We start from the raw sequence: 25,099 nt of genomic DNA on the forward strand, positions 1-25,099 counted from the left end.
AATGACTAAAAGTATTTGGTCAGAGATTGTTGAACAATGCATTAAAAAAACCGATTCACAGTGGCCACAAAAGATTACCTCTGATCGTCCTACACCTGAAGGAAAATCACCCAATGGAGTGAGTGGCATTATATACAGTGGTAACATCCATGAGACGGTACCTAAACGACTATTATTAGATAACCGTTTAACACCGATTGAACGTAATGCGTGGCAAGTATTTAAACTACTGCTTGATAAAGAAGGTTTTGCTGTACCTCATTATGAAGATCTACAGCCTTATCTATCAATGGTACCTTATGGTGAAAAAGCCTCCAAAGAAACCATCGCTAGAACTATCCATATCCTACGTTTAACTCGTTGGCTCAGTTTAGTCAGTCGTGGCAGAGATAAACGAACAGGACAACACCTTGGCTCATTATACATACTCCATGATGAACCCATTACTGTAGCAGATGCGGTAGAAATTGATAAAACTTATATTGAACTTGTAGCGAATAGTCGTAAACATGCTAATAAAAGCGTGAGAATTGTAGCTGATGGAGCAATGGATGATCTACAAAGCTCAGAACATGAAGGTGTGCAAACACGTCTAGCATTAATGGCAGAACGGATTAGCTTACAAAGCTTGTCTAAAACTAATGAAATGCACCAGTATCAAACATCTAGTTCGGAATCCAAACCCAGTAAAAATAGCCGAGTTCGGAATCTAAATAACCCAAGTTCGGAATCCGAAATCAGCAAAAATCACCCAGTTCGGATTAATGATTTACTCAGTTCGGAATCCGAACCAAAGCTAGAGCCACCTAATAGCAACGGAGTTCGGAATCCAAACCTATATAGTACTAGTACTGTATTTATAAACAATAGTACTAGTACTGTACTGGATAATAAATATTTAACTGAGGCTACAGCACAACAACATAAAAATATTAACGAGCTAATCAAACAGATTGAACCTGATCAAATACCTTTGGTGATTCAAGAGTTTAATCAACGTTGTGCTGAAGGAAATATTCAAAGCCCTATTAAATACTTATTTGGTTTATTAAAACGTGCTGTAAACAATGAATTTAAGCCTTGGGCAGCTAAAGCAGAAAATAAGCTACCTGCGCAACAGCTTGTGAAGCCAAGTATACAGCCTTTAAAAAATTATCGAAGGGATATAAGCCAACCTATACCAGAGGATACTAAGCGACAACTTTCAAGTTTAAAAAATCTGTTATCCATGAATGGCCTTAAAAAATGATTAAGTTTTGAATTTTTTTAAAATATTTACTTGTTAACACTGTTAACAGCAATCAAAAATTAGTTTAGGAAAATAGCTGATGATTAGCTTAATTTTAATATATTCAATATTTCTTTATTTTATGTTGAGTATTTTTTTTGAAGTTTCAGAGAGGAAAGCAATTAGTTTTAGTATTGCCTTCTTTATACTTTTAATAGTAACTGAAATGATTTTTAATAACTATTATGATAATAAACTTTCAATACAACTAGCCATAAACAAAAAAATAATAGCTGAACATCATGAGTTTAATATTATAAAAAATAATACAACATTTACTGATCAAAATTCGACACTAATATTCTCAGAACTGGTTGAACCTAATGATGCTGCTTTACCTTATAACTTTAATGAACAGACAAAAATACTAGTCAATAATCTTTACCAATCTACTATTACTAATAACTTCTTTTGGTATAGATATGTCGTTTTGAATAGTGAAGTTATAGAGGAACAAATTGTGACAGTTGAAGAAGATGCTGTTAAAGAGTTTTTATTAAAAACAGATAAAGCAATTTACCTTAAAATATTTGGTGAGCCAAATCCTTATTAATACTGTTAACAGTGTTAACAAATTAACGAAAGAGAATTATATGAAACATAAATCTTTACAAATGTTAATAATAGAGTCTGAAATTAAAATTCAAAGCAAATTAAACGCTTCATTGAAGAATAGCAGCTTATTAAATTATGCTAAACCTAAGATAACGATTGTAATTCAAGAGTTAGAGAAAATAAAAAATTCTAAATCATAAAACTAGCAATTAAAAAGTTAGTTGTTAACAGTGTTAACACTGTTAACAATATTGTGTACAAAGTACTTACCGTTAATAGGTTTTGACCTATTTCTATTTAACCGCAGTTTATAGAGCGTTTTTAGTAGACATTATCATCATAGTTAATTTTTTATCATATGAGGTATAACTATGGATGTAACAGAAGATGATGTTTATATTGAGTCAGAAAATAGAATAGGACCATTACAAAGTCAAGTTGTAATTACACTTCATACCATACAAGCTATGAAGCTATGGGAAGGTAGGAAGGCTACTGATCCCAAGAAGAGAAATGTAATTATAGGATTACCTGGTTTTATTAGTCGTTTAAATGCTATTCATTTTACAGCAAGTTTTGATGATCCTTATGCAGATTGGGACCTGATTAAAATAGAAGATAAATATAATAGTACTAGACGAGAGCTATCAAGACTGATTAACACTATTAAGCAAATCAAAGAAAAAAGATTACCTAAGCAAATTAAGGTATCTGAAAACTTAAATATTAATCCCTGTGAGCTGATGTTAATTAGTAAGTCACCGCTTGGTTTTAGTGGTGCTTATATGCTAGTTGAGTATGACGATTTCACGAAGGGAATACTGCAATTAAGGCATCTTGGACTAATTGGTCGAACTCAATCTGAAGATTTTATTAATGAAGGCTCATCACTCATGAGAAGTTTCTATAGTGTTGTACGTAATTATAGAAACTCTGGTGCAACTCGTGATGACTTTGCAGCAAACAATGCAAGAGCAAGACAAGCATTAGAGCGAATGGGAGAGCTACCACCTAAAGAAATATTGGAAGGAAGGAAAAGATCTGAATTTGCTCCAGTCATTAAAAAACGTAAGTTAGCTAATATTGAGCCAGTTATAAAAGATGACAAAACTGAACATTCGATTCCTCAGTTGGAGGCGAATGTTCAGTTGGATAACGATCAATTGAATGAAGAATAAAGGTTAAAGAATGCAGAACTCTGAACAAAGTGCTTACAAACTAGCTGAACAAATTGTCTCCAGTTCGGCTGAACAAATTGCCTCCCTAAAAGGCCTTTTAAAGGGTAAGGGGGAGCATGAGGACTCAGCATTGTTAATCAGTCATGCTAAATACTTAAAACCTAAAATTTTTCGACTAATGGAGGAGCTTCTCGTAATAGTTAATCAACCCCCTTATACATTATTCGATTTGAGAATGAGAATACAAAATTCAGCAGGTGATAATTCCTATCTTAGATGGAGAAATAGTGATTTCACATTAATGGGGGTACATATATGGGAAAACGCTATGTTAAATCCACCTGTAAGAAATGAGCAATCCTTAAAGTGGTTAAATGATTTAGCGTATTTTGAGATTGCTCGATTAGAGCTTAATAAGCATATGAGCTATTTATCAATATTAAGCAAACAGCATAAGGAGCATTTGCAAAACTTAGATAAAGTAACAATGGTTTTAAAGAAATCTACAGAACAATTTAAAAGGTAAATACATTTTATTAATTCAATACAGGTTTGTTAACAGTGTTAACACAAAATTAAATTTAGAGGGTTAAAGTATGTCAACAGTATTTTTAGGTGAAGGTAATATTGGAAGTATTAATAATAGAACGGTAGCCAATGGTAATGAAACACCGCAAACAGTAATATCTTTAAATACCCATTTTGATAATTTAGTCAGAAATAAAAAAACAGATGAGTTAGAAGATCAAGGTGGATTTTGGGCACCTGTGGAGTTTTGGGTAAAAGATCCTGATGAAGCTAGCCTGTTAATTACTAAGATTTTTAAAAAAGGAATGCGAATTAAAGTTGATGGTGTTCTGGTTCGGGAAGAATTTGAAGCCAAAGAAACTGGTGAAAAGAAAGTTATTATGAAAGTACGTACTTTTAGAAGTGGTGTAAGTATCTGCTTACAACGTTTAGAGTCTGTGACTATGAAAGATAATAATAGTGCTGCTGTCAATCAATCTACTTCTGAACAAAAGTCGTTTGAAGATAGTAATTTAGAACAGGAAGAAGCTTTTTAATTTTTATTGTAGGGTGATGGTAATTGTAATAAGAGAATCTATTGAACATGTAGGTTCTCTTTTTTGAGTTTTGTTAACAGTGTTAACAAGAAGAATAAATAATAACTACATAAAGGAAAGTTAATAAATGCCTTGGATCAAAATACCCATCAAACTAAAACAAGAAATAATTGTTTTGCATGAAGAAATAAGTAAAAGAGGTGATTTCTTAATATCTTATGGGATTACATCTTATTCTAGTGGCTCAGAAGATATGGACGCTTATGTAGAAAGCTCAAACTATCATATGCCTGTTAAAGTTACTTTAAAGCCCACAAAGCGCATTAAGGAAAACTGTGATGACTCATCATGCGTAGTATCTTTGAAAGATATTAAACAATATATAAATGAGTTAAAAATGCTGTTGAATATCTTAAAAAACAAAAGTAAATAAAGTAACGCGTTACTTTTAATGATTTTTGGAGATAAGTATGTGGAATAAATTGAAAATCGTAGCAAATAAAAAATGGCCTTTTAGTGACACAATGACTTTATTTGGGTTAATAGTTGGGTTTATTTGGTTTATGTATTTTTATATAGCATGGGGAAATATTTGTATTAAAGATATTATTGAACTCAGTATACCATCTACAGCTGTTCTGTTATTTGCAAAATTAACTGCAAGTTACACAGATGATTGAATATAAGTTATGAAAAAAGATAAACAACCAATAACACCTGCCGAGCGTATGAAAGCTAAGAGGCTTCGTGAAAAAGAATTACACCAACGATTAGGTGGTAAAGAAAAACGAATACACCTCTATAACTATTCAGTAGAGCATATTAAAACTATTATGGAAAAGTGTGATTATAGTTGTGAGGATGAGGCAATAGTGGATGCTTTAGCTGTGGCAACACAAGTGGTATTACAAAATGAAGCTGACTTTAATAATTATTTATCAATGAGTCGTAAAAAATAGTAGTAAGCAATTTTGTTAACAGTGTTAACAGATAATGTAAGTAAAAATCTAAATGAATTAATCCAATTTCCTATTAACTATAGTCTACCTAACTAGAATTAGGTGATTCTATTCTTATTTTAATAATAGGAGTAGATTATGCAACTTATCTTATGTGAAAAACCTGATCAGGGAAAAATAGTCGCTAAAACGTTAGGTATTACCCAGTCGAAAAATGGCTATATTGAAGGAAATGGTATAACTGTAACTTGGTGTATAGGTCATATTTTGGAACTGGCTCAGGCCTCAGATTATGATGAGAAATATAAAAAATGGGCGTTAGATTGGCTTCCCTTTATTCCGAATCAATGGAAATATAACGTAACACCAAAAAAATCTGGACAGTTTAAGATTATTAAACAGTTACTAAAACAAGCAACTGAAGTCATTATAGGTACTGATGCAGATAGGGAAGGTGAGTTAATTGCGCGTGAAGTTATGGTATTGTGTGGTTACAAGGGGCCTGTTAAAAGACTTTGGTACAGTGCTTTAAATGCTACAGCGATTAAAAAAGCTTGGAATGAAATGCAAGATGGTCAAAAAACCTATCCATTATATCTATCTGCTTTAGCTCGTAGTAAAGCAGATTGGCTTGTAGGATGTAATCTTACTTGCTTATTTACAATTTTAGCACAACAAAATGGATATAAAGGCTTTATACCAGTAGGCAGAGTACAAACTCCTACTTTAAAGTTAGTGGTTGATAGAGAGCTAGCTAATACTAATTTTGTTCCAATTCCCTATTGGTTGATAACGATTAAACTCACCAGTCAGGGACAGTCTTTTAAGGCTGCATGGGATGTGCCTAAACAATTTACAGATGAAGTAGGGCGTTGTATTAAACAAGAAGCAGCTATCCAAGCAACTAAACTTTTTCAAACCACAGGACAGGCCACTGTTACCTCAATTACTACAGAGCGTAAAAATACTAATCATCCATTACCTTTTGATTTGGCAGGACTACAACTGATGTGTTGTAACAAATACGGTTTTGATGTGGAGGAAACCCTTAATATTGCCCAATCACTGTATGAGAAACATAAAGCAACTTCTTATCCAAGAACAGAATGTGGTTATTTACCGACTAGTATGTTTGCTGAAGCACCTGTTATATTTAACACATTAGCCAAAACAGATCCTAGTATCAGTAATCTACTCACAAAATTAGATACCACCATTAAATCTAAATCATGGAATGATAAACAAGTGGATAAACATTCACATCATGGCATTATTCCTACGGATGAAATCGTTGATCTTTCAGCTATGACGGAAAAAGAACTACAAGTCTACAAATTAATTAGAGCTAATTACCTTGCCCAGTTCTTACCACTACATGAATATGACCATACAACAGTATTACTGGACTGCAAAGGGCAAACACTGGTAGCAATAGGTAAGAAAATAATAGTTAATGGTTGGAAAGCTTTATTATCAGGAGATATAGATGATGATAATACTGAAACAGAAGAGAGTACAGAGCCATCTGAAGCTAAAAATCAAACACAAATACTACCACCTCTTCAGCAAAATATGACATGTCAGATTAATCAAGTGGATTGTCACTCTAAGCAAACCACTGCACCACCCTTATACAATGAAGGTACGTTAGTAGTAGCTATGAAATCTGTTGCTAAATTAATTGATGATCCTAAAATCAAACAAAAGCTAAGAGAAACGACAGGTATTGGAACACAGGCGACTAGAGCAAATATTATTAAAAAGCTTAAAGACAAAAAGCTAATTACTAAAAAACGAGGTAAATTAATTGCCACAGAAGTAGGGCATTCTATTATAAAGACTGTACCAGATGTTATATCTAATCCTGGTACTACAGGTATATGGGAGCAAGCACTAGATATGATAGAGCAGGGGGAAATATCAATAGATGCCTTTTTGCATAAGCAGTCACAGTGGTTAGCTAGCATGGTTCAGAAGTATGGGAATACTACCATTGAGATTAAGCAACAACCTATAGCAACTGGTGATCCTTGCCCTAAATGTGGCAAACCTACCATAAAACGTAAGGGAAAAACCACTACATTTTGGGGATGTCCTGATTATCCTAAATGTGATGGTGTTATATTTCCTAAAACCCGAAAGAAGAAATATAAAAAACAAGAATAAACAACTAATAACTTTTGTTAACACTGTTAACAGTGTTAACAAAAAAGAGATTAGATAAATTAATCAAACACTATTAAGGGGCACTCTCTTGTAATCTTTTTAAATCGAGAGTTGCCATTAGGTAACCGTTATCAAGAGCTTTTTTATACCAGTATATTGCACTATCTAGGTCGTTTAGTTTCTTTTCATAAATATAAGCAATATTAGCCATTGCATACATATTACCTTTTTCAGCAGCTTTTTTATACCATACTATAGCTAGTTCATAATCCTGTTTAACATATATTCCCCACTCATATAGGGAACCCATATTATATATGGCTTGAATATTACCTTTATCAATAGCCTTTTTATACCATGCCAAAGCTTGTTCACTACTATGTTTGACACCTTCACCTTGAGAATACATATAACCAATATTATACATAGCTGTGCTATTTTCTTTGTCTACACCTTTTAGATACCATTGCATAGCTTGATCGTAATCTTGTGTTACTCCATAACCTTCTTTATACAAATAAGCAATATAATTGATGGCCTCTGTATATCCGTTATCATTAGCTTTTAAAAACCATTGCATAGCTTGTTGATAATCTTTCTGAAAATAATAGACAAGACCAACATGAGCCATAGCTTTACTATTTCCTTTATCTGCTGCCTTAAGATACCAAGGTAAAGCTTGCTGATAATCTTTTTGTTTAAAATGACTTTCAGCCTTAATCATAATCTCATCAATAGATTGATCATCATTTCCATAACTAATAGAACTAAAACAAACAACTATTAAACTAGCTAAAAGGAAATTTAATAGTTTAATAAATATAGTTTTCATAGAATACCTTGGTTTTTTAAAGTATTTATTTAGTCATAAAACAGTTGTATTAAAGGTATGTTAACAGTGTTAACAAAAAAAGAGTAAGAAAAAACTATTTAATATCATAACAGCCAGTAGAAGAATCAACCTCAAGTTCTCCATCAGCACCTATAGGATACTCTGTTTGTATTAAGGTTATATTAATTGAGTTACCACATTTAGGACACTTTGTATCTATTGAGACCCAATAATTAATACTAGGTCCCATGTCACAGTCAGAATCAAAATCTTGGTCAAACTCCCAATCGTTAAGATCTTCGGTTCCTTCAGTATTACACTTGTTACATTTAAAAGTTATATTAGTCATTGAGTCTATCCCCTGTTAACAGTGTTAACAGCAAAAATTACTTATCCATATTCTTTTTTACATAATAATCTACAAGTCCTTTGAGCATTTCAGCCATTTCTTGATTTTTTTCTAGCTGCTCTTGTTCATCTTCAGTTAATTTGATTTTCATAATTTGTACAAAATGAGCCGAATTATTTAATGCTTCTTGTTTTGCTAGGGCAACTCTTTGTTCACCATAATTTTGGCCTAATCGAACAGATATAATACAAATGTCACATTTATGTTTAATGCAGTAAGCAAAGTTTTCTCTGATGAAATCAGTATGATCACCACATGTAGCTATACCTATATTTAAACCATGATAATTATTAATAACCATTTTTCTATCATAATCATTAGCCTGATACTTTTCTGCTTTATCTATGTCATAGTTTGGATCTAGTAGTTTAACCAATTGTAAAAGTGTTTTTGATTTACCTCTAAAATTAAGACCAGTGAGCGCAATAACTGTTTTCATAATAAAAAATCCCTATTTATTGAGTTTATTGAAATAAGACTTGTCAGTTAAATATTATTTTAACATAATAAACATGTTAACCACGTTGACTACTAACGTCATTTAGTAGTACCCCTGAACTGATAACTTTATCGATGGCTCGTGTCGGTTATTAGTTCAAACCTAAGACCGAAAAAGCTTCAGGTGGGTCGGTCGGTGCTTAAATGTAGTTTAAGGATTGAAGCTTTATTCTCTGAGGGTATTTTGGTTAATACCCATTTATTCTTTGATTTATATTTATTATAAATATTATCTAGGTGGATGCTTTAAAAATTTTTATTGAGAGTTTTTAAAGCATCCACTTGGATGCTATTCAGATCCAGGCCTAACTGGATAAACATTTAGGAACCTTTTGTGCCAATTGAGGTGCCAGCTGGATACTAGGTCCAGATAATTGATCAGCTACACATAGGATCAATGGTTGAAAATACTGACAGCGATGATAACTGGATAATGATTGACGAGGGATTATTTGGTTTATTTGAGCTAATCATGTAAACATACTTTGTAGCTTTTTTCTGAAAATTGGTTAATTACTTTACAAACTTGAATTGCCAATCTATTTTATATCAAGGCTACAGGCTTTAATTAGCACAGTCTTTCAAATTATTTTAAAAAAATGCTTGACAAGTGTTTTTTTATAGATATAAATATTAGGCATGGATTGTTAGCGTTGCTAACAAAACCTGCCCAGTGAACCATCGATCTTCAAGGTTCAGTACAACGTAGTTGTATGGTCACATAAAGTCGATAAAAGCGCACGGTAGCATCGACGATTACTAAACTGAGTAATGTGTGCTTCTTTTCTACAAATTCTATTTAGCTTATTGCATGAAATGTGTATAAGTTATTTCATTGAAATTCCATTAAAGAATACCGAATGGGGAAACTTTTTTCCTCATAAAGGAATTCATGTTTCTCCTTTATTTATTTTATTTAAGTTTTATATTGGAGAGACAAATGGCAGATTTAGTGAATGAAATTAAATTGAAATCAAATATTGTTAAGTTATTGACTAGATCAAGCGATCCTGAGTCAAAACAAACAGTATTAAAGTTTCAAGAAATGATTGTAACTGATGTAGTTAATTTGGCTTATAAGGATGTGATTGAAAATAATCACAGAGATCTTGAGCAATTAGATACATTAGGAATAAGTAAGCTTTATGAACTTGAAAAAGCTCGCTTACAAAGTGGAAGTTTTGCTATAGCGTGTTAACACTGTTAACAGCAAAATGAACTAAAAATTTTTTATAAAATTGTTTTTGAACCCAATTGGGGAAATACTTTCCCTTTGGGATTAGTCTTTCTCCAATTTTTTTTGAGAAATATTATGAGTAATCGAACTCTACAAGCTATTTGGAGAAATATCATGACTAATCAAACTCAACAAACTACTCAATACTTCAACGTTCACACTACTGGTCTTGGTTATGTAAACCGTATTCGTGAAGTAAAACCTGAAAATGGTGGTAAGCCATTTTGGTCTTGTACTGTTGCAGTATTAAGAGGTGCATCTGATAACGTTAAGTATACCTATATCGACTGTCGTGTTTCTGGTGAAGAAGCGTTAAGTTTAGTTAAACGCCTTAAAAAGACAGTTGATGAAGCTATCAAAGAGGGTAAGGCTGAACCAAAGCTATTAATCGGCTTTACTATTGGCGATATCTATCCTGAATCATTTACTTATGAATCAGGCGATAAAAAAGGTAAAACTGGTGTAAATATCAAAGGTAGACTACTTCGTATATCTTCTATCAAAAAAGATGGTGAAACAGTTTATCAAGCACCTAAGAAAGAGGAAGCTGATCCAGAAGTTCCAGTAGATAATATTCCTGCTGAACAAATAGAACAAGCTCAACTTCAAAATGATGTTCCAACAACTCCAGCACCTTCTGAGCAACCTGCTCAAGAAGAAGCTGAAGAAATGGCAGCATTTTAATTAACTATTAATAATCAAGGCCTCTTCTGAGGCCTTTTTATTATAAATTTAACCCATTGGGGAAATATTCTTTCCCTTATGGAAATAGTGTTTCTCCAGTACTTAATTTTTTATTTATTGGAGAATGACCATGACTGATTTAACAAGAAGAGAAGTACAGCAAGCTTTTAATACCTATATGAGTAAGCGATATGATACTTGTCCAGATATTAGAGGTTGTAGTTTTCCTTTGCCTAGTAAGAGTAAAGCTTTAGCACCAGGTAGACATATCGTCATTAATACAGGTGTATTTGAGAAGGAGCAAGGTTTTGTAGAGTTAAGTGAAGATTTTTGCTCACAAATGTCTAAACCTAGTAAGCATTTTGATAGAAAGACAAGAGCTTGGTTTGTAGGTCAATATTACATGGGGCAGTATAAAAAGGTTTTTTCTTTTTCAATAAGGTGTTCACCTTATTTCACAGGAGAAGATGCTCCATATGCCGCTGAAGCTCTTGCCAGAAAATGTAGAAAATTTGGCTACATTGAAGCTTTAAAAAAAGAGGGGTTATATGACGATTTTATTAACAATGTGAACACTGTTATTGATAGTAAAATATAACACTTACTTTAATCCCAAGGGAAATTTCTTCTCTTGGGAAGGTATTTCCCTGTTATTTTGGAGAAATACCATGTTTTTAAAAATTGTTGTTCAAGAAAGTAGGGTTAAATCTAAAACTATTGGAGCAAAGGTTAAAACAGATATTGAAGGTGGTATAACTTACGCTCAACATCAAGTTAAATCTATGCTTTCTTATTTAATTGATAACAAAGTAATACAACCCAAGTTAGTAAAGTTAGTAGCATTTATAGAGGGACCAAAAGTTGTGCCAGGTGTATCCTCATTAATAGAGGCTACTGTTGTTTCAGGTAAAATTTTAGAAACAGGAGACATCCAATGGATGATACCTCCAGTTACTAAAGAGGCTGAAGATGCTCTATTTAGGAGTATGCAAAAGCTTGAAAAAGATCCTGATTTAAAAAATACTGATGAAGCTTTGTATTTACAAGGTTTTGATATTTTTTATAAATTTAGTGAACGTGTTGCTGAAGTCTTAAAAAATCTTAATCAACCTATGTTGTATTTAGATATTAATAAGGTGGGTAGTGGCACTATTAAGCTCAAGTAATCATTCATTAAAAAACTTTCCTATGGGGAGATACTTTCCCTAGGAACAGTATTTCTCCTTATTTTTTTATTTGGAGAAATAATATGTCAGTTTTAAACATTTCAAAAAACCAACAACCTATTAAGGTTTGTAATGAGGAAACTACAACTCAAAGTTTAGAGGAAAAGCTACGTAAATTATTGGTCTATAAAAGGCTCTGTAGTCGAACAGATAATAGAAGGGCTGAAGCAAAAATAAAGCATGATGTAGCTATATTTAAGCAGTTTAATATAGACTCGATAGATATATTTTACTTAGCAATACCTGAGACGTTAACTCAATATCCTAAGCTGTTTAAACAGTATGGATTATTAACATTTCATAACTATTCAGTGTTGAATGAATTAAATATTTTAGAGATAGACACTGGTTTTGTTATAGGTACAGTAACCTTTTTTAGAGGGTTTGGAATAAAAGATAGAGTACGATTATTGCGTGAATCTATTGAAAAATTCGATACTTATGATGAAGCAAGAGTGGCTTTAGAAACTACTAATTGGACACAATGGGTGCTACTAGATAATTATGAAGAATCAATTATTGATACAAGTAATTATGATTGGTCACTTTTAAGAAAATAGTCTTTTTTTAAATCAGAATGGCTAACCCAATAGGGAAATACTTTCTCTATTGGGAAAGTGTTTTTCTAGTAATTAATTCGCTAATTATTGGAGAAAAATTATGTCTGTATATTCAAATAAACCAATGCATATTTGTGCTGAAGCATTTGAGACTATTGATAAGTTTGAAGGTTTTGGTGGAAATGTAATCGCTGATATTGAAAAAGCAATTAATCATTTTCAAGATCAGTTCAAAGGTATTTATTTTCCTGTAATAACAGAAAATACCGTTATATTGCGACCAGACTTAAGGTCAAACATGATTAAACCTAAAGTGGTAAGTTTATTCACTTATATAGGGGGTAAACCTATCTCTGAAGGTGTTATTGAACTACTACGGGTCACGCTTTTATCAGGTGTTGTCTTAGAGAATGGTAATATTCAGTGGATGTTACCAATCACTGATGGACCTAATAATAATGATCCACGTATAGAAGAAGCTGAAAATGCATTGTATGAAAAGGTTCTTGAATTAGAACAAAATCCTTTTACAAGAATGAGTGACGAATTTTTGTATTTAAGAGGGTTTGAACCACATTTTCGTTTTAGTGGTGTTGTCAGAAAAGTATTAAATAAACTAAATCAACCATTATTAGTTTGTGATATTGATAAATCTGGCAACTATACAATCAAGCAAAGTCAATAATACTTAGCTAATCATCAACCCAATGGGGGAATACTTTCCCCTTGGGCTTGGTGTTTCTCCATTTTTTCATTTTATAAGTTAATTTTGGGGAAATACCATGTATGAAATTCCAGCTATAGCCTTAGCTCCTGGTCGTCATCAAATTGTATCTACACAAGATGAAGAGGATCAAGGATTTGTAGATTTATCTTTAGAGTTATGTAAAGAGATGTCAAATCCTAGACTTTATGAACATAAAGAAAAGGGATATTACTTTGCATACTACTATCAGGGTAATAAGATAAACGTTAGGTTCAAGGTGATATGCTCACCTTATATTAAAAAAACAGATATTCAGAAATTTCTTGAAGTAGCTAGAAAGTTTGGTTTTGCAACTGCTTCATTAATGTTTATGGAAGGTAATAAACAATGATTGCTGATCGTCAAACTCCTGCTATCTGTTTATCTAGTCATCAACTTAAGGCTTTATGTACTAATACACATCCATCTGAAGAACAGCTTAATGCTTTAATTAGATTATGGATTGTAGCACGTAATAGTACTTCTCAAAATAAGCGTATAGCATCATTTTTACTAAACTTTTGGGGTGGTAGTTACTATAAGTTTGATATGACAGAGTTAAAAACAATGGAAAAGGACTTATTGGATGACTGTTTAACAGTAATTCAGTTACTAAGTACGAGTAGCCAATCACTGACACAGCTTTTAGGTGTGACAGAAGATATGCTTCAAGCTCTAGCCAATCATCATAAAATAAGACCTTTCTATATAACTAAGAAATAAATAGGGCATCTTCGGATGCCTTTTTTATTAGAAAAAGAGCAGTTTCTATTTACCTGCATCATTAATTCATAATAGCTTGCAACATAGTTATATTCACTAATAATTATCTGAGTGGCATATGACTATAGAGATCGAGAAACTTTCAACTAAATATTCTGCAAGCCAAATAGAACATGCATTACTATGGAAAGAACGATTTAAAAAATGTGCAGATAATCCTGATAAATTTGAAAAAAACTTTCTTAAAGATTACTTAGACATAACTAATAGACACTACTTCTGGTTTTACCAGATTAGTGATACAGAAGTTATATTACGTCTCTTTGATTATTTCTTATATTACGATGGTCAATTTATACGTGGTGTAGCTAATACCTATCGTAAAGCCAGTCCTAAAAAATTAACCAAAAGATATATAACCCAATGTAAAGAGATGGTTATAGAGCAAGGTTGCTACTATGATCCGCTTATCCCTAGTACAAGCTTTACTGACAAATTTCGAGAAAATATAGCGAGCTATACGAAATATATTTATTACACATTGCTTGTTAAGAAGTATTTTAAAGTAGTAGATAAGCATTATCACAATGCATACAATATTGATAAAGAGATATGGAATCAGTTTCATACTAATACAACGAGGTTTATCAGAGGTAAGAATTATTATTTTCTTCGTTTGGCAGCCTTTAAGTTAAAGCTTTTTAATCAAGCATTAAACCCCAATATTTTAAAACTTATACGATCAGTTAGGTGTCCTACCTATCGGTTGTATAATTGGGTTGCTGAAGGCAACTCATCTTATCGAGAACAACTGATTAGGGCACAACCTGTATTGGTACCTATGCTAGTATTACATGATGTGACAGATATACACCCATTAAAAGAACTTTTACTTTATTTACAAACCAATAACTACCCTTGGAAACTATTAAATAACATAAAGAAACCTGATCTAATTGAAAAAGATTATATTGATTATAAGTTACCCTACAAGATTAAAGGTGAACCACAATATTTGTTCAACTTATTTGGAGTAGTAGCAGATAGACAGCTACCTTTAAATGAAGTATTAAGTTTCTTTTTTAGAACACCCTCAATTAAAGAGATTAGCTATATAGGTAAAATGAGAGTGTATGATCTAGGAGGAGCCATTTCTTATACTCATTATAATATCTATGATTGGTTATTTGATGGTACTAAACTGGGTAATATAAAACCAAAAAATAAAAAAGAGTGGCAAGCATGGCGAAAATTATATTGGAAATATGAAGAATTTATAACAAAACGTCCAGATTTGATTAGTTTTTTCAAAGGAGTCAAAAACCCTCTGAATGAAGGGATGTTTGATGAATATAAAAGAACTAAAGAAGATTATATGGAAATGATACGTAATTTATCTACTACACGTTTAGGGGGTGATAATCTCTTTTATGAACTAAGAGATAAATTAGAAAGTCATTTAAGCTACATCCAATTAAAAAATATTCTAATTAAATACCATAAAGTATTGCCCAAGCTACAGGCTAAATTGACACAGGAGCTAACAGGCCTTAATCAGGGTAATTCATGGCAACCCATGTTAAACCAAAATAATCTAATAGCACCCAACAAAGTGGTTATCACAGAATTATTAACACCAGAAGCTTTAGAGAAGGAGGGACGTAGTATGAAACATTGCGTTGCCTCTTATTTTTCATCCTGTTTTGAAGGATATTGTCGGATTATTTCTTTTAGAAAAGAAGGTAAATCATTAGCTACTGCTGAGTTTAATATTCAGACTGTTCAACAGGGTGATAGTTACATTGATGAAATACAATGTAGGCAATTTAGAGGCTTTGGTAATAAAGAGACCCCTAAAGAAGCTGACGAGGCATATAGGTGGTTTAGCAAATATTATCTAAGTACTTCATCATCTATTATTAACCTAGACTGGCCAGATGAAAGTTATAAAATTGATGGACTACGTTATTTTCGTAATAAACTTTCGGATGAATTAAGGCATTGGTTAAAGGGTATTATCTTATAAAAATTTACCCTTGAATAATAGGTTTTGGCCTATTTCTATTTAATCGCATAAAAAAAATAACAGCTATGTAAAAGTTAACTTATTTCAAACATGTCAATCATGGAGTTAACTGAATGAAACAGTGCATTGTAATCATCTCACTAGGCTTATTAATCAGTCTAACAGGTTGTTCAAGTAAAGATACAACCCAAAAATCAACACAACAACCCAATATCATTATTACAGATAATGACCAAAATGGTGGCTTTCGTAATCCTGAGCCATTAGCCCCTGATCTTTATCCACAAGGTTCTGAACCAACACCAGAACCTATTATTCGCTATGGTCGATATAATTTAGCCAGTGCCAAGCCTACAGCAGAACAACAAGATTTGATGGCACAAATTATTACTACCAATATTCCCATAACTATTACTAATCCAACTGTGATGGATGCGATGGATTATGTTATGCAAAGATCAGGATATAACCTTTGCCCATCTAGTACGAGTAAAGAAATTCGTACTCTCTACTCAAGAAACTTACCTGCTGCACATTACAAGCTTGGTCCTATTACCTTAAGAAATGCTTTACAAGTTTTAGCAGGTCCTGCTTTCCAAGTGAATGTTGATGAAGTTAACCGTAAGGTTTGTTTTGATGTTAGGGAAGATTACAAATTACCAGAAGCTACATCTAGCATTAAACAAATCGCTGCTAACGATGCTTACTTAGCTACACAGTCCACATTAAAAAATAAAAACAACAAACCTGTAGCAGAGCAAAAAGAAGGGGATAACAACAAATGATTAATTCAGAAAAAATCAAGAAATCATTTAGAGGCCTTACATTTAAGCAGATTTGTTTAATTAGTTCGGCTGTATTCGCTATTTTGTTTCTTACTCTGTTTATTTTAATGAACATTTCTGATAATTCAGCTATAAATAGTTTAAAAACACAAATAACAAAGTATGAGACAGAAATTGAATCATTAAATAACCAAGTTATTACCAGTAAGGAGCGTGTAGAGCATTTTAAAAATGAACTCACTAAAATTATTACTACCAATGATAAAATTAAAGACACAATAGCTAGTCTCAACCGTAGGTTAGAAGAAGTACAGCAGTTCCAATTAGACCAATATTTAAAACAAAGCCAAGCAACTGAAGATTCACCTTCAAAAGATGATATAGCTAACCTACAAACTCAAATTACCACACTACAATTTCAGATAAGCAGTGTTAATCAAAAGATTTACGAACTCAATAAGCAAAATATAACCAGTGTTGTAAACAACCAAACAACAAATACTGGCAACGCCACTACAACCACTGCTAAAACTGTAGTAAGGCCATTAAAACCAAATTTTGCCATCGTTGGTATTGAATCTAGGGGTGGACAGCTATTTGTGGCAGTAGCTCCTTCTTCTTCAGCAAAACTCAACCAAATTTCACTATTACGTGAAGGTGATAGCTATCGTGGTTGGCAATTAAAAACAATTCGTACCAATGCCGCAGTTTTTAATGTAGGTGGTCGTCAACAAGTCATCAGTATTCGTTAGGGGATAATCATGAAATATAACTATTTACTAGCTTATTGTTTATTAACCGTTTCACTGACAGCTTCAGCACAACTATCTGTAACTAGTGATAAAGAAAGTTTTAGTTTTCTTAATCAACAACAACTGCAAGGACAGACTCACGCTGAGACTAAGCAAACTCAGTCGCAAATTACCAATAGCCTTAAACAACAATATGCAGAACAAGCAGCCCAATGGTCACTTACTGAACAAGAATGGGAAAAGTTTGAGGCAATTAAGAAAGGTCCTAGGGGATACTGGAGTCCTAATCTTGATCCATTAACCGCATTAGGTATGGAAGCTGAAACAGATGAGGAACGTCAACGTTATGCAGAAACTCAAGTAAAAATGGAAGTAGCCAGAGTTGAGCGAGAGCTAGCTTATCAACGCGCTTATAACGCAGCCTTTAAACGTCTTTATCCCAATATGCTACCTGTACAAGGCATGGGAACAACTAAACCTTTAATGAGTACTAGTACAGCTACCAGTAATCGTTTAACAGTATTTGTTAAACAAGACTGTAAGCCCTGTGAAGCAAAAGTTAAAACATTGCAAAAAGCAGGTACTGGTTTTGATATATACATGGTCGATAGCAATAACAAAGACGATGTAATCAGAAAGTGGGCCAATAAAGTTGGTATCCAACCACAGCTTGTTCATCGTAAACAAATTACCTTGAATCATGGAGAAAAGCTTTGGAAACAAGTAGGGAGGGAAACGGACAAATTGCCTATTACCTATCTTCAGGCTAATGGGCAATTGGTTCGTCAAAATTAAAAATTTAAGTTGTAGGTAGTAGAAAGTATGAGAAATAAATTGTTATTAGTTTTACCCTTATTTATGACGAATATAGCAATAGCAGGGAACTGGTCTACCATTTTAGATGTTGAGGTATATGGTGACGGAAATGGCAATAACCAGTCGCCATACTCCGTAACAAATGGTTATAACAATACCTTAACAGACATAGACCCTGGTGGGGAAACAAGAAGTTCAGAGTCGAGTATGGTCACAGGTTCTGGTAACTATTTTGGTACGGGGGAATGGAATAGTGCCTTTGGTAATAATAATACCGTCAGAGGCTCTATTTGGACAAATGGAGCTAATATTTTTGGCAACAGTAATAGTACCAATACTGCACACTCTAACACCATTGGCAATAACAACACTGTAACAGGTACAGGCAATATTACTATAGGCAATAATAGTACCGTTTCAGGAACCAATAGTATTTCGTTAGGGAGTAATAATAGTGCCTCCAATGGTGGTATAGCAATAGGTAGTAATTCAACTGCTAGTCGAACAGATGAAGTTAACTTTGGAGATCGTCAACTCACTGGCATATTAGCAGGGCAAGCGGATACTGATGGTGTTAATGTCAGTCAAATGAATAGTAAAGCACTGGAAGTATTGGATGATGCAAAACAGTATACCGATGATACCTTTGAAGATGCAAAATCAGTAGCCAATAGCTATACAGACCAAAAAATCTACGAATTGCTAAATGACAGCACTATCGACTTTTCCAAAGACAATGCTTATACCACAGGGCGTATTAATCAACTAAATAAAAAACTAGAAAAGATACAAAAAGAAGTCAATGCAGGTATCTCTTCAGCTATAGCTTCAGCCTCAGTACCCCAAAAATTAGGCAAGCAAGTTAGTTTCGGTATGGGGGTAGGTACCTACAAAAATGAAATGGCTTATGCCTTGGGTGTTAAGTGGGGTATTACCAAAAGAGTTGCATTAGGATCATCTATTGCTTTCAACACCCAGAAAGATACAAGTTTATCGTTATCACTGGCTTATGGCTTCTAAAGCGTAAAGCCAATGGCAATTATTTATTAGATTTACAACGTTAGAGTGAAATAAGGTGTTTTATGAAAAATGTTAAAAAGAAAGGTTTATTTATTATTAGTGTATTAGCTTTAACAATTGCTAATACTCATGCTAGAACAGTTAATGTGGTTATGCCAGATAATGTGCTACATGGTGATGGCAATGTCATCACTAATGCAGATAAAAGTGTCAATATTGGGTGGGGTGATCGCATTACAGATGTAACCAATACTAACAGCATTGGTTCAAATAATACGATCAATACAGCGACTGATAGTAATGTTAATGGGATTGGAAATAATGTAGAAAATGCCACTGGCACCTCGGCAATGGGCAATAGCAATACAATTAAAGATACAGAAAATAGCCAAGTTATTGGCAACAACAATACTGTTTCAGGTTCAAACAATATTGCTATCGGTAACAACAATAATGTATCAGGCGAAAATAGCATGGCCATTGGAGGTGGTACTGCTAGTAATGGGGGTATTGCCATTGGCAGTGGGTCAACAGCCAATCGAGAAGATGAAGTCAACTTTGGAGATCGTCAACTTACTGGTATCAAAGCAGGTGTGGCAGATACTGATGCAGTAAATGTTGGTCAGCTTAATAGTAAAGCGAGTGAAACACTTCAAAATGCAAATAACTACACTGATAGCAGAGTACCTACTATTATCAACGAAGCTAATCAATATACTGATTACCAATACAATCAGGCAATTGATCAACTTTTTCAGAAAAATCGTGGCTATATCGATAGTCAGATAAATCGCTTAGATAAAAAAATTGATAACTATCGAAATGATGCTTTTGCAGGGGTGGCAGGTGCGTTAGCTATTGCTTCTATTCCGAAAAAGGAAGGCTATCAAACCTCTTATGGCGTAGGTGTTGCTAACTTTCGTAATCAACAAGCCATAGCAGCTGGCATTGAACACAACACCAGTACTAGAACTGTCATGAAATTTAACTTCTCCTCGGATACTAAAGGTGGAATCGGTCTAGGCGCAGGTTTTGCCATAGGGCATTAATGCCATTTGACAGGGAAGTCTTTTTTATCTCTTCAATGCAACGTTGTTAACACTGTTAACAGTGTTAACAAAATCTAAAGGTGAACAAATGTACAAACTCCCTTTATACCTTTTTATTAGTTTCACAAGTTTAGTAGCTACAGCCAATGATAAGCTAACCATTGTAGCTGATCTTGGAGGTGAGTCAGCACTTCAGTACTATCAAACACTTAATATTCAAAATGATAAAAAGCCAGTTAAGCCCATTCCTCTTGTAAAAGTTCCTTATGATGAACGCTCAGTACTACCTATCGTGAGTAAACGATTAACACCAGGTAAGGTTGAGCCACGTTTGATCAATGCTAATGGCTTGATTAGGCCTTTTTTTCTCGTAGGTGATGATGATTATTCCTATCAATGGTTACAAAACAGGGCTGACATACTTAGACGTTTAAAAGCGGTTGGATTAATCGTTAATGCCAACAATGAAGCTTCATTAAAAAAGATCCGCACCTTTCTTCCTGATGTCACTTTATTACCTGTCTCAGGAGATGACATCGCAGATCGCTTTAAATTGACTCATTATCCAGTATTAATCACTGCCACTGGTATAGAACAATAAAAAGGCTTTGACGAGGGAAAAGGCTATGGCAAAAAAGCATATCTTAGAATCAAAATTAAGGCCTCCTGTAGAGTTGTATACTGCAACTGTTTGTTTTGGTAGTGCAGCACTCTGTTTGCATTCTCCTTGGGCGTTAGCATTATCACCACAAATAGGTATTTATACAGCAATAGGATTTGGTTGTTTAGGTACTATTAGAGCTAAACAAGGTTATGAAGTGCTGCGTTACCATCGTAATATAAAGCGACTGCCTACCTATGAAATGACCTCAAAGCAAATACCTATTAGCAATAAATTCTTGTTTATGGGCAAAGGTTTCATGTGGACAAGAGAGCATACGCAACGACTAATCGATTCTGATGATCCCAATGTTCAAAAATATGTTACCCCTTCAAGTTTCTTTAATTTAGCTCGCTATTTAGAGAAAAAGTTTGAAAATACCTCACTAGCACCACTGACTAAACTCACACAAACAGACCATTGGCTTAACCCTGTTAGACCATTACCACCTGTGGGGGGTAAATCAACCATACATGGTGTAGAACCCAATGAAGTAGATGCTTATTTACCATTAGGTGAAAGAGTTGGACATACAGTTGTTTTCGGAACTACTCGTGTAGGTAAAACTCGTCTATGCGAAGTTTATGTTACCCAAGATATACATCGTGGAGAAGTGGTAATTGTATTTGATCCTAAAGGTGATGCTGATCTACTGAAGCGAATGTATGCTGAATGTAAACGTGCAGGTCGTTTAAATGAATTCTATATGTTCCATCTAGGACACCCTGAAATATCAGCACGATATAATGCCGTAGGTCGTTTTGGACGTGTATCTGAAGTTGCTTCAAGGGTAGCAGGGCAACTTAGTGGATCGGGTAATAGTGCAGCGTTTAAAGAATTTGCTTGGCGATTTGTTAACATCATAGCCAGAGCACTGGTAGGTTTAGGTAAGCGTCCTGATTATTCATTAATTGCCCGTTATGTAATTAATATGGATGAACTCTTTGTTGAATATGCCATGACCTACTTCAACAAATACCAACCTAATGCTGCTGAACTAATTGTCAAAATTGAAGGAGGCCTGAACGATAAAAATATACCCATGAATATGCGTGGTCGTGAAAAACGAGTGATTGCTATTGAACAATATATCACTGTAAGCAAAACCTACGACCCTGTACTAGATGGTCTACGTTCAGCGATACGCTATGATAAAACCTACTTTGATAAGATCGTAGCTTCCTTATTGCCCCTGCTTGAAAAACTAACCTCTGGTAAAACAGCCGAACTACTAGCACCTGATTACACCGACTTAAACGATGATCGTCCAATCTTTGATTGGCAACAGGTTATTCGTAAGCGTGGTGTAGTTTATGTTGGCTTAGATGCCATGTCAGACTCAGAAGTGGCAGCAGCAGTAGGTAACTCCATGTTTGCCGACTTAGTATCAATGGCAGGGTGGATTTACAAACATGGTTTAAATGAAGGCTTACCAGGGCAAGCAACCAATAAAAAAACACCTATTAATATTCATGCAGATGAATTTAACGAATTAATGGGCGATGAATTTATACCCTTAATCAATAAGGGGGGTGGTGCAGGTATTCAAGTGACTGCCTATACACAGACACTAAGTGATATTGAAGCACGTATAGGTAATGCTGCAAAGGCAGGGCAAGTAATAGGTAACTTTAATAACTTACAAATGCTTAGAGTACGTGAACCTAAAACAGGAGAACTACTCACCAACCAACTGCCTAAAGTTAATATCCTAACCAATACATTAGTATCTGGTGCAACGGATGTGGCTGATCCAACAGCCAACACACAGTTCACATCATCCTCTCAAGATCGGGTAAGTCAAACCAGTGTACCTATGTTAGAACCTGCCATTATGACCAAACTACCTAAAGGTCAAATGTTCTCTTTACAAGAAGGTGGACAGCTTTGGAAAGTTAGAATGCCATTACCTAAACCAGATCCAGATGACATTCTGCCTGATCGTTTACAAGACCTTGTTAACGACATGCGAAAGAACTACAACGCTAATGCAGGGGAGTGGTGGAAGTCCTCTATCAGTGCACCTTCTAGTATTGAAGGCTTTGAAGATTTACTTAAATCATACAGTACACCACCTTCAGTAATAGATGATGGTATAGATGATGAGCTTATGTTTTTTGGTAGTCAAATGACTGAACAATCTTATGAAGCAACTGCTGACTTGCAAGACTAAGGACAACATAATGCAAATGGCCGAATGCAACCACAGCAAAACGATTATTAACTCTATTCAAGTACATAGTTTAGAAGTTGATAAAATTGCTTCAGATTACCTAAAAACACTGCTCAATAAACTCTTATTTCATTCTGACACAGAAGAAAGCTTAATCAAACAACTCATAGAGCTAGGATTAAAGCCAACAGTACTTGAAGAAGTAAGTATTGCAACAAAGGCCCTTATGATAGACGACCCTGATGTAGGTAAAGCAGTTCTCTATCTTAATGAAATCACTGTTAGCATACATTAGGAAAAAATATGAGTAGCACAGTATCTGAAGCACAAAGAATACAAGCTAAACCCAAAGGTTTTATTGGAAAAACAATCAACTTACCCTTTGCAATATTAGGACTACTGCTAGTCTCATTATTACTCTCCATTGTCTTTGAATGGATCGGTATATTCTTCTTTTGGAGTGAAGAGGGTTGGCATCATAGTCAAATGATGTTTAATACAGAATTAGGATGGTTGAATGATAACTTTAAGCAATCATTGGTAGTGAGTGAACCAGGCTCTACAATTGTTTGGCTATTAGAATTAATTTATGAATGGTTATTTGTTAAAACAGGATTTGTAGATTTTACCTCTAGTGCAAGGGTTAGCAGTCAACAAGGCAATGATGTAGCGACAATCTATATTCTGATTGAAGACTACTTAGTTGCCATTATTTATGTCACCTTAACCTTTATTGTAAGGGTAATGGTATTAGTTCTATCAATCCCTTTATTTATGATGGCCATGTTAACAGGCTTTACTGAAGGACTAGTAAGGCGTGATTTAAGACGTTTTGGAGCAGGGCGAGAATCAAGTTTTATCTATCATAGAGCTAAACGATTGATTACCCCCTTATTGATAGCACCTTGGTTCATTTACTTATCCTGTCCAGTATCTGTCAATCCTGTATGGGTGTTAATACCCTGTGCCATTGCATTAGGTATTGCAGTTACAGTGACTGCTGCTACCTTTAAAAAATACCTTTAATTTATCTTACTTCAGGAGTTACTATGCAACGTTACCGACATACCACTAGTTATTTTAAGATTCCTCATGTAGTAAATAAAACAGGCCTATTATTTAAAAAGCAAGAACAACCTAAAGAACCTGATGATAAATTAATATTATCAGAGCTTGAAGCGCATGTGAATCAATATGAAAAGCAAGGGTATGAACTTATCAATACCCAAGCTGTTTTAAAGGCAGTTGAAATGCAAGTAACAGAACAATCTATCACCAGAGGCACAGCCTATAATCTGACTGATGGCATTATATTGTTTTGGAAAAGAGCTATTTAGTCTGTTAACACTGTTAACAGTAAATATATAAAAAAGGTATTACCAAAATAAGTAATACCCCTTAAAAATAGTTATTTTTTCTTTTCAAATTGATTTTTATTCCTGCTAATAGCTGAAGATACTTCATCTTGGGTTAATTTTCTTTTGTTAGTATCTTTTCTAGTCTGTTTACCAATTTCTTGAAGCTTCTCACGATTAGCTTCGGTCTGTCTGAGTTCATGTTTTTTAAGTTGATAATTTAATTCGTGGTCTTCTTGAAAGTTAACAAATTTGTTGTCGGTCATTTTTCCAACTCCTATATTACTTTAAAAAATAAATATAGGGATAAAAGAATGGCTTTCAAGTATGGTTTTGCT

Annotated in this window: 32 protein-coding genes; 28 read left to right on the forward strand and 4 right to left on the reverse strand. The window is 33.9% G+C overall.

Going from position 1 to position 25,099, the window contains the following annotated elements; all coding sequences use genetic code 11:
* Nucleotide 1: 1 nt before the first annotated feature.
* The 9 genes from JHT90_RS06120 (at nucleotide 2) to JHT90_RS06160 (ending at nucleotide 7,210) form a co-directional block, all read left to right on the forward strand.
* Nucleotides 2–1,249, forward strand: coding sequence for an STY4528 family pathogenicity island replication protein (locus JHT90_RS06120; protein WP_201095249.1), 1,248 nt, complete (start codon nucleotides 2–4; stop codon nucleotides 1,247–1,249).
* Nucleotides 1,250–1,328: 79 nt separating this feature from the next.
* Nucleotides 1,329–1,841, forward strand: coding sequence for a hypothetical protein (locus JHT90_RS06125; protein WP_201095250.1), 513 nt, complete (start codon nucleotides 1,329–1,331; stop codon nucleotides 1,839–1,841).
* 373 nt (nucleotides 1,842–2,214) lie between these two features.
* The gene (locus tag JHT90_RS06130; RefSeq protein ID WP_201095251.1) at nucleotides 2,215–3,021 is read left to right on the forward strand and encodes a PFL_4669 family integrating conjugative element protein; all 807 of its coding nucleotides are present in this window, start codon (nucleotides 2,215–2,217) and stop codon (nucleotides 3,019–3,021) included.
* Between the two features lie 10 nt (nucleotides 3,022–3,031).
* Entirely contained in the window at nucleotides 3,032–3,547 is a 516-nt protein-coding gene (locus tag JHT90_RS06135; RefSeq protein ID WP_201095256.1) for a DUF3158 family protein, read from the forward strand.
* A gap of 70 nt (nucleotides 3,548–3,617) precedes the next feature.
* Complete coding sequence (locus JHT90_RS06140; protein WP_201095257.1) at nucleotides 3,618–4,085, forward strand: single stranded DNA-binding domain-containing protein; 468 nt, start codon at nucleotides 3,618–3,620, stop codon at nucleotides 4,083–4,085.
* 127 nt (nucleotides 4,086–4,212) lie between these two features.
* The gene (locus JHT90_RS06145; protein ID WP_201095258.1) at nucleotides 4,213–4,518 is read left to right on the forward strand and encodes a hypothetical protein; all 306 of its coding nucleotides are present in this window, start codon (nucleotides 4,213–4,215) and stop codon (nucleotides 4,516–4,518) included.
* 37 nt (nucleotides 4,519–4,555) lie between these two features.
* The gene (locus tag JHT90_RS06150) at nucleotides 4,556–4,765 is read left to right on the forward strand and encodes a hypothetical protein (protein ID WP_201095259.1); all 210 of its coding nucleotides are present in this window, start codon (nucleotides 4,556–4,558) and stop codon (nucleotides 4,763–4,765) included.
* 9 nt (nucleotides 4,766–4,774) lie between these two features.
* Entirely contained in the window at nucleotides 4,775–5,044 is a 270-nt protein-coding gene (locus JHT90_RS06155) for a hypothetical protein (protein ID WP_201095261.1), read from the forward strand.
* 138 nt (nucleotides 5,045–5,182) lie between these two features.
* A complete protein-coding gene (locus JHT90_RS06160) occupies nucleotides 5,183–7,210 on the forward strand; it encodes a DNA topoisomerase III (protein ID WP_201095262.1) in 2,028 nt (675 codons plus the stop codon).
* Between the two features lie 73 nt (nucleotides 7,211–7,283).
* Here JHT90_RS06160 and JHT90_RS06165 read toward each other — a convergent pair whose 3' ends face one another.
* From JHT90_RS06165 to JHT90_RS06175, 3 genes are all read right to left on the reverse strand, one after another.
* A complete protein-coding gene (locus JHT90_RS06165) occupies nucleotides 7,284–8,042 on the reverse strand; it encodes a tetratricopeptide repeat protein (protein ID WP_201095263.1) in 759 nt (252 codons plus the stop codon).
* Nucleotides 8,043–8,136: 94 nt separating this feature from the next.
* The gene (locus JHT90_RS06170; protein ID WP_201095264.1) at nucleotides 8,137–8,391 is read right to left on the reverse strand and encodes a hypothetical protein; all 255 of its coding nucleotides are present in this window, start codon (nucleotides 8,389–8,391) and stop codon (nucleotides 8,137–8,139) included.
* Nucleotides 8,392–8,428: 37 nt separating this feature from the next.
* Nucleotides 8,429–8,890 carry a hypothetical protein gene (locus tag JHT90_RS06175; protein ID WP_201095265.1) on the reverse strand — a complete coding sequence of 154 codons (462 nt, stop codon included), beginning with the start codon at nucleotides 8,888–8,890 and terminating at the stop codon, nucleotides 8,429–8,431.
* A 999-nt stretch (nucleotides 8,891–9,889) separates the two neighbouring features.
* Between JHT90_RS06175 and JHT90_RS06180 the strand changes: the two genes are divergently transcribed.
* The 19 genes from JHT90_RS06180 to JHT90_RS06270 all read left to right on the forward strand — a co-directional run bounded on the left by JHT90_RS06180 (nucleotide 9,890) and on the right by JHT90_RS06270 (nucleotide 24,743).
* The gene (locus JHT90_RS06180; protein ID WP_201095266.1) at nucleotides 9,890–10,147 is read left to right on the forward strand and encodes a hypothetical protein; all 258 of its coding nucleotides are present in this window, start codon (nucleotides 9,890–9,892) and stop codon (nucleotides 10,145–10,147) included.
* A gap of 153 nt (nucleotides 10,148–10,300) precedes the next feature.
* On the forward strand, nucleotides 10,301–10,870 hold the full coding sequence (locus JHT90_RS06185) for a DUF3577 domain-containing protein (RefSeq protein WP_236254057.1): 570 nt from the start codon (nucleotides 10,301–10,303) through the stop codon (nucleotides 10,868–10,870).
* Between the two features lie 130 nt (nucleotides 10,871–11,000).
* Nucleotides 11,001–11,468, forward strand: coding sequence for a hypothetical protein (locus tag JHT90_RS06190; protein WP_201095268.1), 468 nt, complete (start codon nucleotides 11,001–11,003; stop codon nucleotides 11,466–11,468).
* A gap of 70 nt (nucleotides 11,469–11,538) precedes the next feature.
* Nucleotides 11,539–12,036, forward strand: coding sequence for a hypothetical protein (locus JHT90_RS06195; RefSeq protein ID WP_201095270.1), 498 nt, complete (start codon nucleotides 11,539–11,541; stop codon nucleotides 12,034–12,036).
* Between the two features lie 83 nt (nucleotides 12,037–12,119).
* On the forward strand, nucleotides 12,120–12,656 hold the full coding sequence (locus tag JHT90_RS06200) for a hypothetical protein (RefSeq protein WP_201095272.1): 537 nt from the start codon (nucleotides 12,120–12,122) through the stop codon (nucleotides 12,654–12,656).
* A gap of 100 nt (nucleotides 12,657–12,756) precedes the next feature.
* A complete protein-coding gene (locus JHT90_RS06205) occupies nucleotides 12,757–13,341 on the forward strand; it encodes a hypothetical protein (RefSeq protein ID WP_201095274.1) in 585 nt (194 codons plus the stop codon).
* 97 nt (nucleotides 13,342–13,438) lie between these two features.
* On the forward strand, nucleotides 13,439–13,753 hold the full coding sequence (locus tag JHT90_RS06210) for a hypothetical protein (protein WP_201095276.1): 315 nt from the start codon (nucleotides 13,439–13,441) through the stop codon (nucleotides 13,751–13,753).
* A complete protein-coding gene (locus tag JHT90_RS06215; RefSeq protein WP_201095277.1) occupies nucleotides 13,750–14,124 on the forward strand; it encodes a DUF7673 family protein in 375 nt (124 codons plus the stop codon). The genes JHT90_RS06210 and JHT90_RS06215 overlap by 4 nt, the downstream gene beginning before the upstream one ends.
* A 118-nt stretch (nucleotides 14,125–14,242) precedes the next feature.
* Nucleotides 14,243–16,150, forward strand: a complete 1,908-nt coding sequence (locus JHT90_RS06220; RefSeq protein WP_201095278.1) for a PcfJ domain-containing protein — start codon at nucleotides 14,243–14,245, stop codon at nucleotides 16,148–16,150.
* A 113-nt stretch (nucleotides 16,151–16,263) separates the two neighbouring features.
* Nucleotides 16,264–16,935, forward strand: coding sequence for a PFGI-1 class ICE element type IV pilus protein PilL2 (gene pilL2 / locus JHT90_RS06225; RefSeq protein ID WP_201095279.1), 672 nt, complete (start codon nucleotides 16,264–16,266; stop codon nucleotides 16,933–16,935).
* Nucleotides 16,932–17,687: a hypothetical protein gene (locus JHT90_RS06230; protein WP_201095280.1), complete on the forward strand. Its 756-nt coding sequence runs from the start codon at nucleotides 16,932–16,934 to the stop codon at nucleotides 17,685–17,687. Before pilL2 ends, JHT90_RS06230 begins: the two co-directional genes overlap by 4 nt.
* A gap of 9 nt (nucleotides 17,688–17,696) precedes the next feature.
* Complete coding sequence (locus JHT90_RS06235) at nucleotides 17,697–18,482, forward strand: TIGR03759 family integrating conjugative element protein (protein ID WP_201095281.1); 786 nt, start codon at nucleotides 17,697–17,699, stop codon at nucleotides 18,480–18,482.
* A gap of 27 nt (nucleotides 18,483–18,509) precedes the next feature.
* The gene (locus JHT90_RS06240) at nucleotides 18,510–19,523 is read left to right on the forward strand and encodes a YadA-like family protein (protein ID WP_201095282.1); all 1,014 of its coding nucleotides are present in this window, start codon (nucleotides 18,510–18,512) and stop codon (nucleotides 19,521–19,523) included.
* 62 nt (nucleotides 19,524–19,585) lie between these two features.
* Complete coding sequence (locus JHT90_RS06245; protein ID WP_201095284.1) at nucleotides 19,586–20,572, forward strand: YadA-like family protein; 987 nt, start codon at nucleotides 19,586–19,588, stop codon at nucleotides 20,570–20,572.
* 88 nt (nucleotides 20,573–20,660) lie between these two features.
* Entirely contained in the window at nucleotides 20,661–21,173 is a 513-nt protein-coding gene (locus JHT90_RS06250) for an integrating conjugative element protein (RefSeq protein WP_201095286.1), read from the forward strand.
* 25 nt (nucleotides 21,174–21,198) lie between these two features.
* Nucleotides 21,199–23,406, forward strand: a complete 2,208-nt coding sequence (gene traD / locus JHT90_RS06255) for a type IV conjugative transfer system coupling protein TraD (protein ID WP_201095288.1) — start codon at nucleotides 21,199–21,201, stop codon at nucleotides 23,404–23,406.
* A 10-nt stretch (nucleotides 23,407–23,416) separates the two neighbouring features.
* Complete coding sequence (locus JHT90_RS06260) at nucleotides 23,417–23,701, forward strand: hypothetical protein (protein WP_201095291.1); 285 nt, start codon at nucleotides 23,417–23,419, stop codon at nucleotides 23,699–23,701.
* Nucleotides 23,702–23,709: 8 nt separating this feature from the next.
* Nucleotides 23,710–24,432: a TIGR03747 family integrating conjugative element membrane protein gene (locus JHT90_RS06265; protein WP_201095292.1), complete on the forward strand. Its 723-nt coding sequence runs from the start codon at nucleotides 23,710–23,712 to the stop codon at nucleotides 24,430–24,432.
* A gap of 23 nt (nucleotides 24,433–24,455) precedes the next feature.
* A complete protein-coding gene (locus tag JHT90_RS06270; protein ID WP_201095293.1) occupies nucleotides 24,456–24,743 on the forward strand; it encodes a hypothetical protein in 288 nt (95 codons plus the stop codon).
* Between the two features lie 71 nt (nucleotides 24,744–24,814).
* Here JHT90_RS06270 and JHT90_RS06275 read toward each other — a convergent pair whose 3' ends face one another.
* Nucleotides 24,815–25,027 (reverse strand): hypothetical protein, encoded by a 213-nt coding sequence (locus tag JHT90_RS06275; RefSeq protein ID WP_201095294.1) that lies wholly within the window; start codon nucleotides 25,025–25,027, stop codon nucleotides 24,815–24,817.
* Nucleotides 25,028–25,099 lie beyond the last annotated feature (72 nt).

The organism is Entomomonas asaccharolytica, assembly GCF_016653615.1.
Lineage (GTDB): Bacteria > Pseudomonadota > Gammaproteobacteria > Pseudomonadales > Pseudomonadaceae > Entomomonas > Entomomonas asaccharolytica.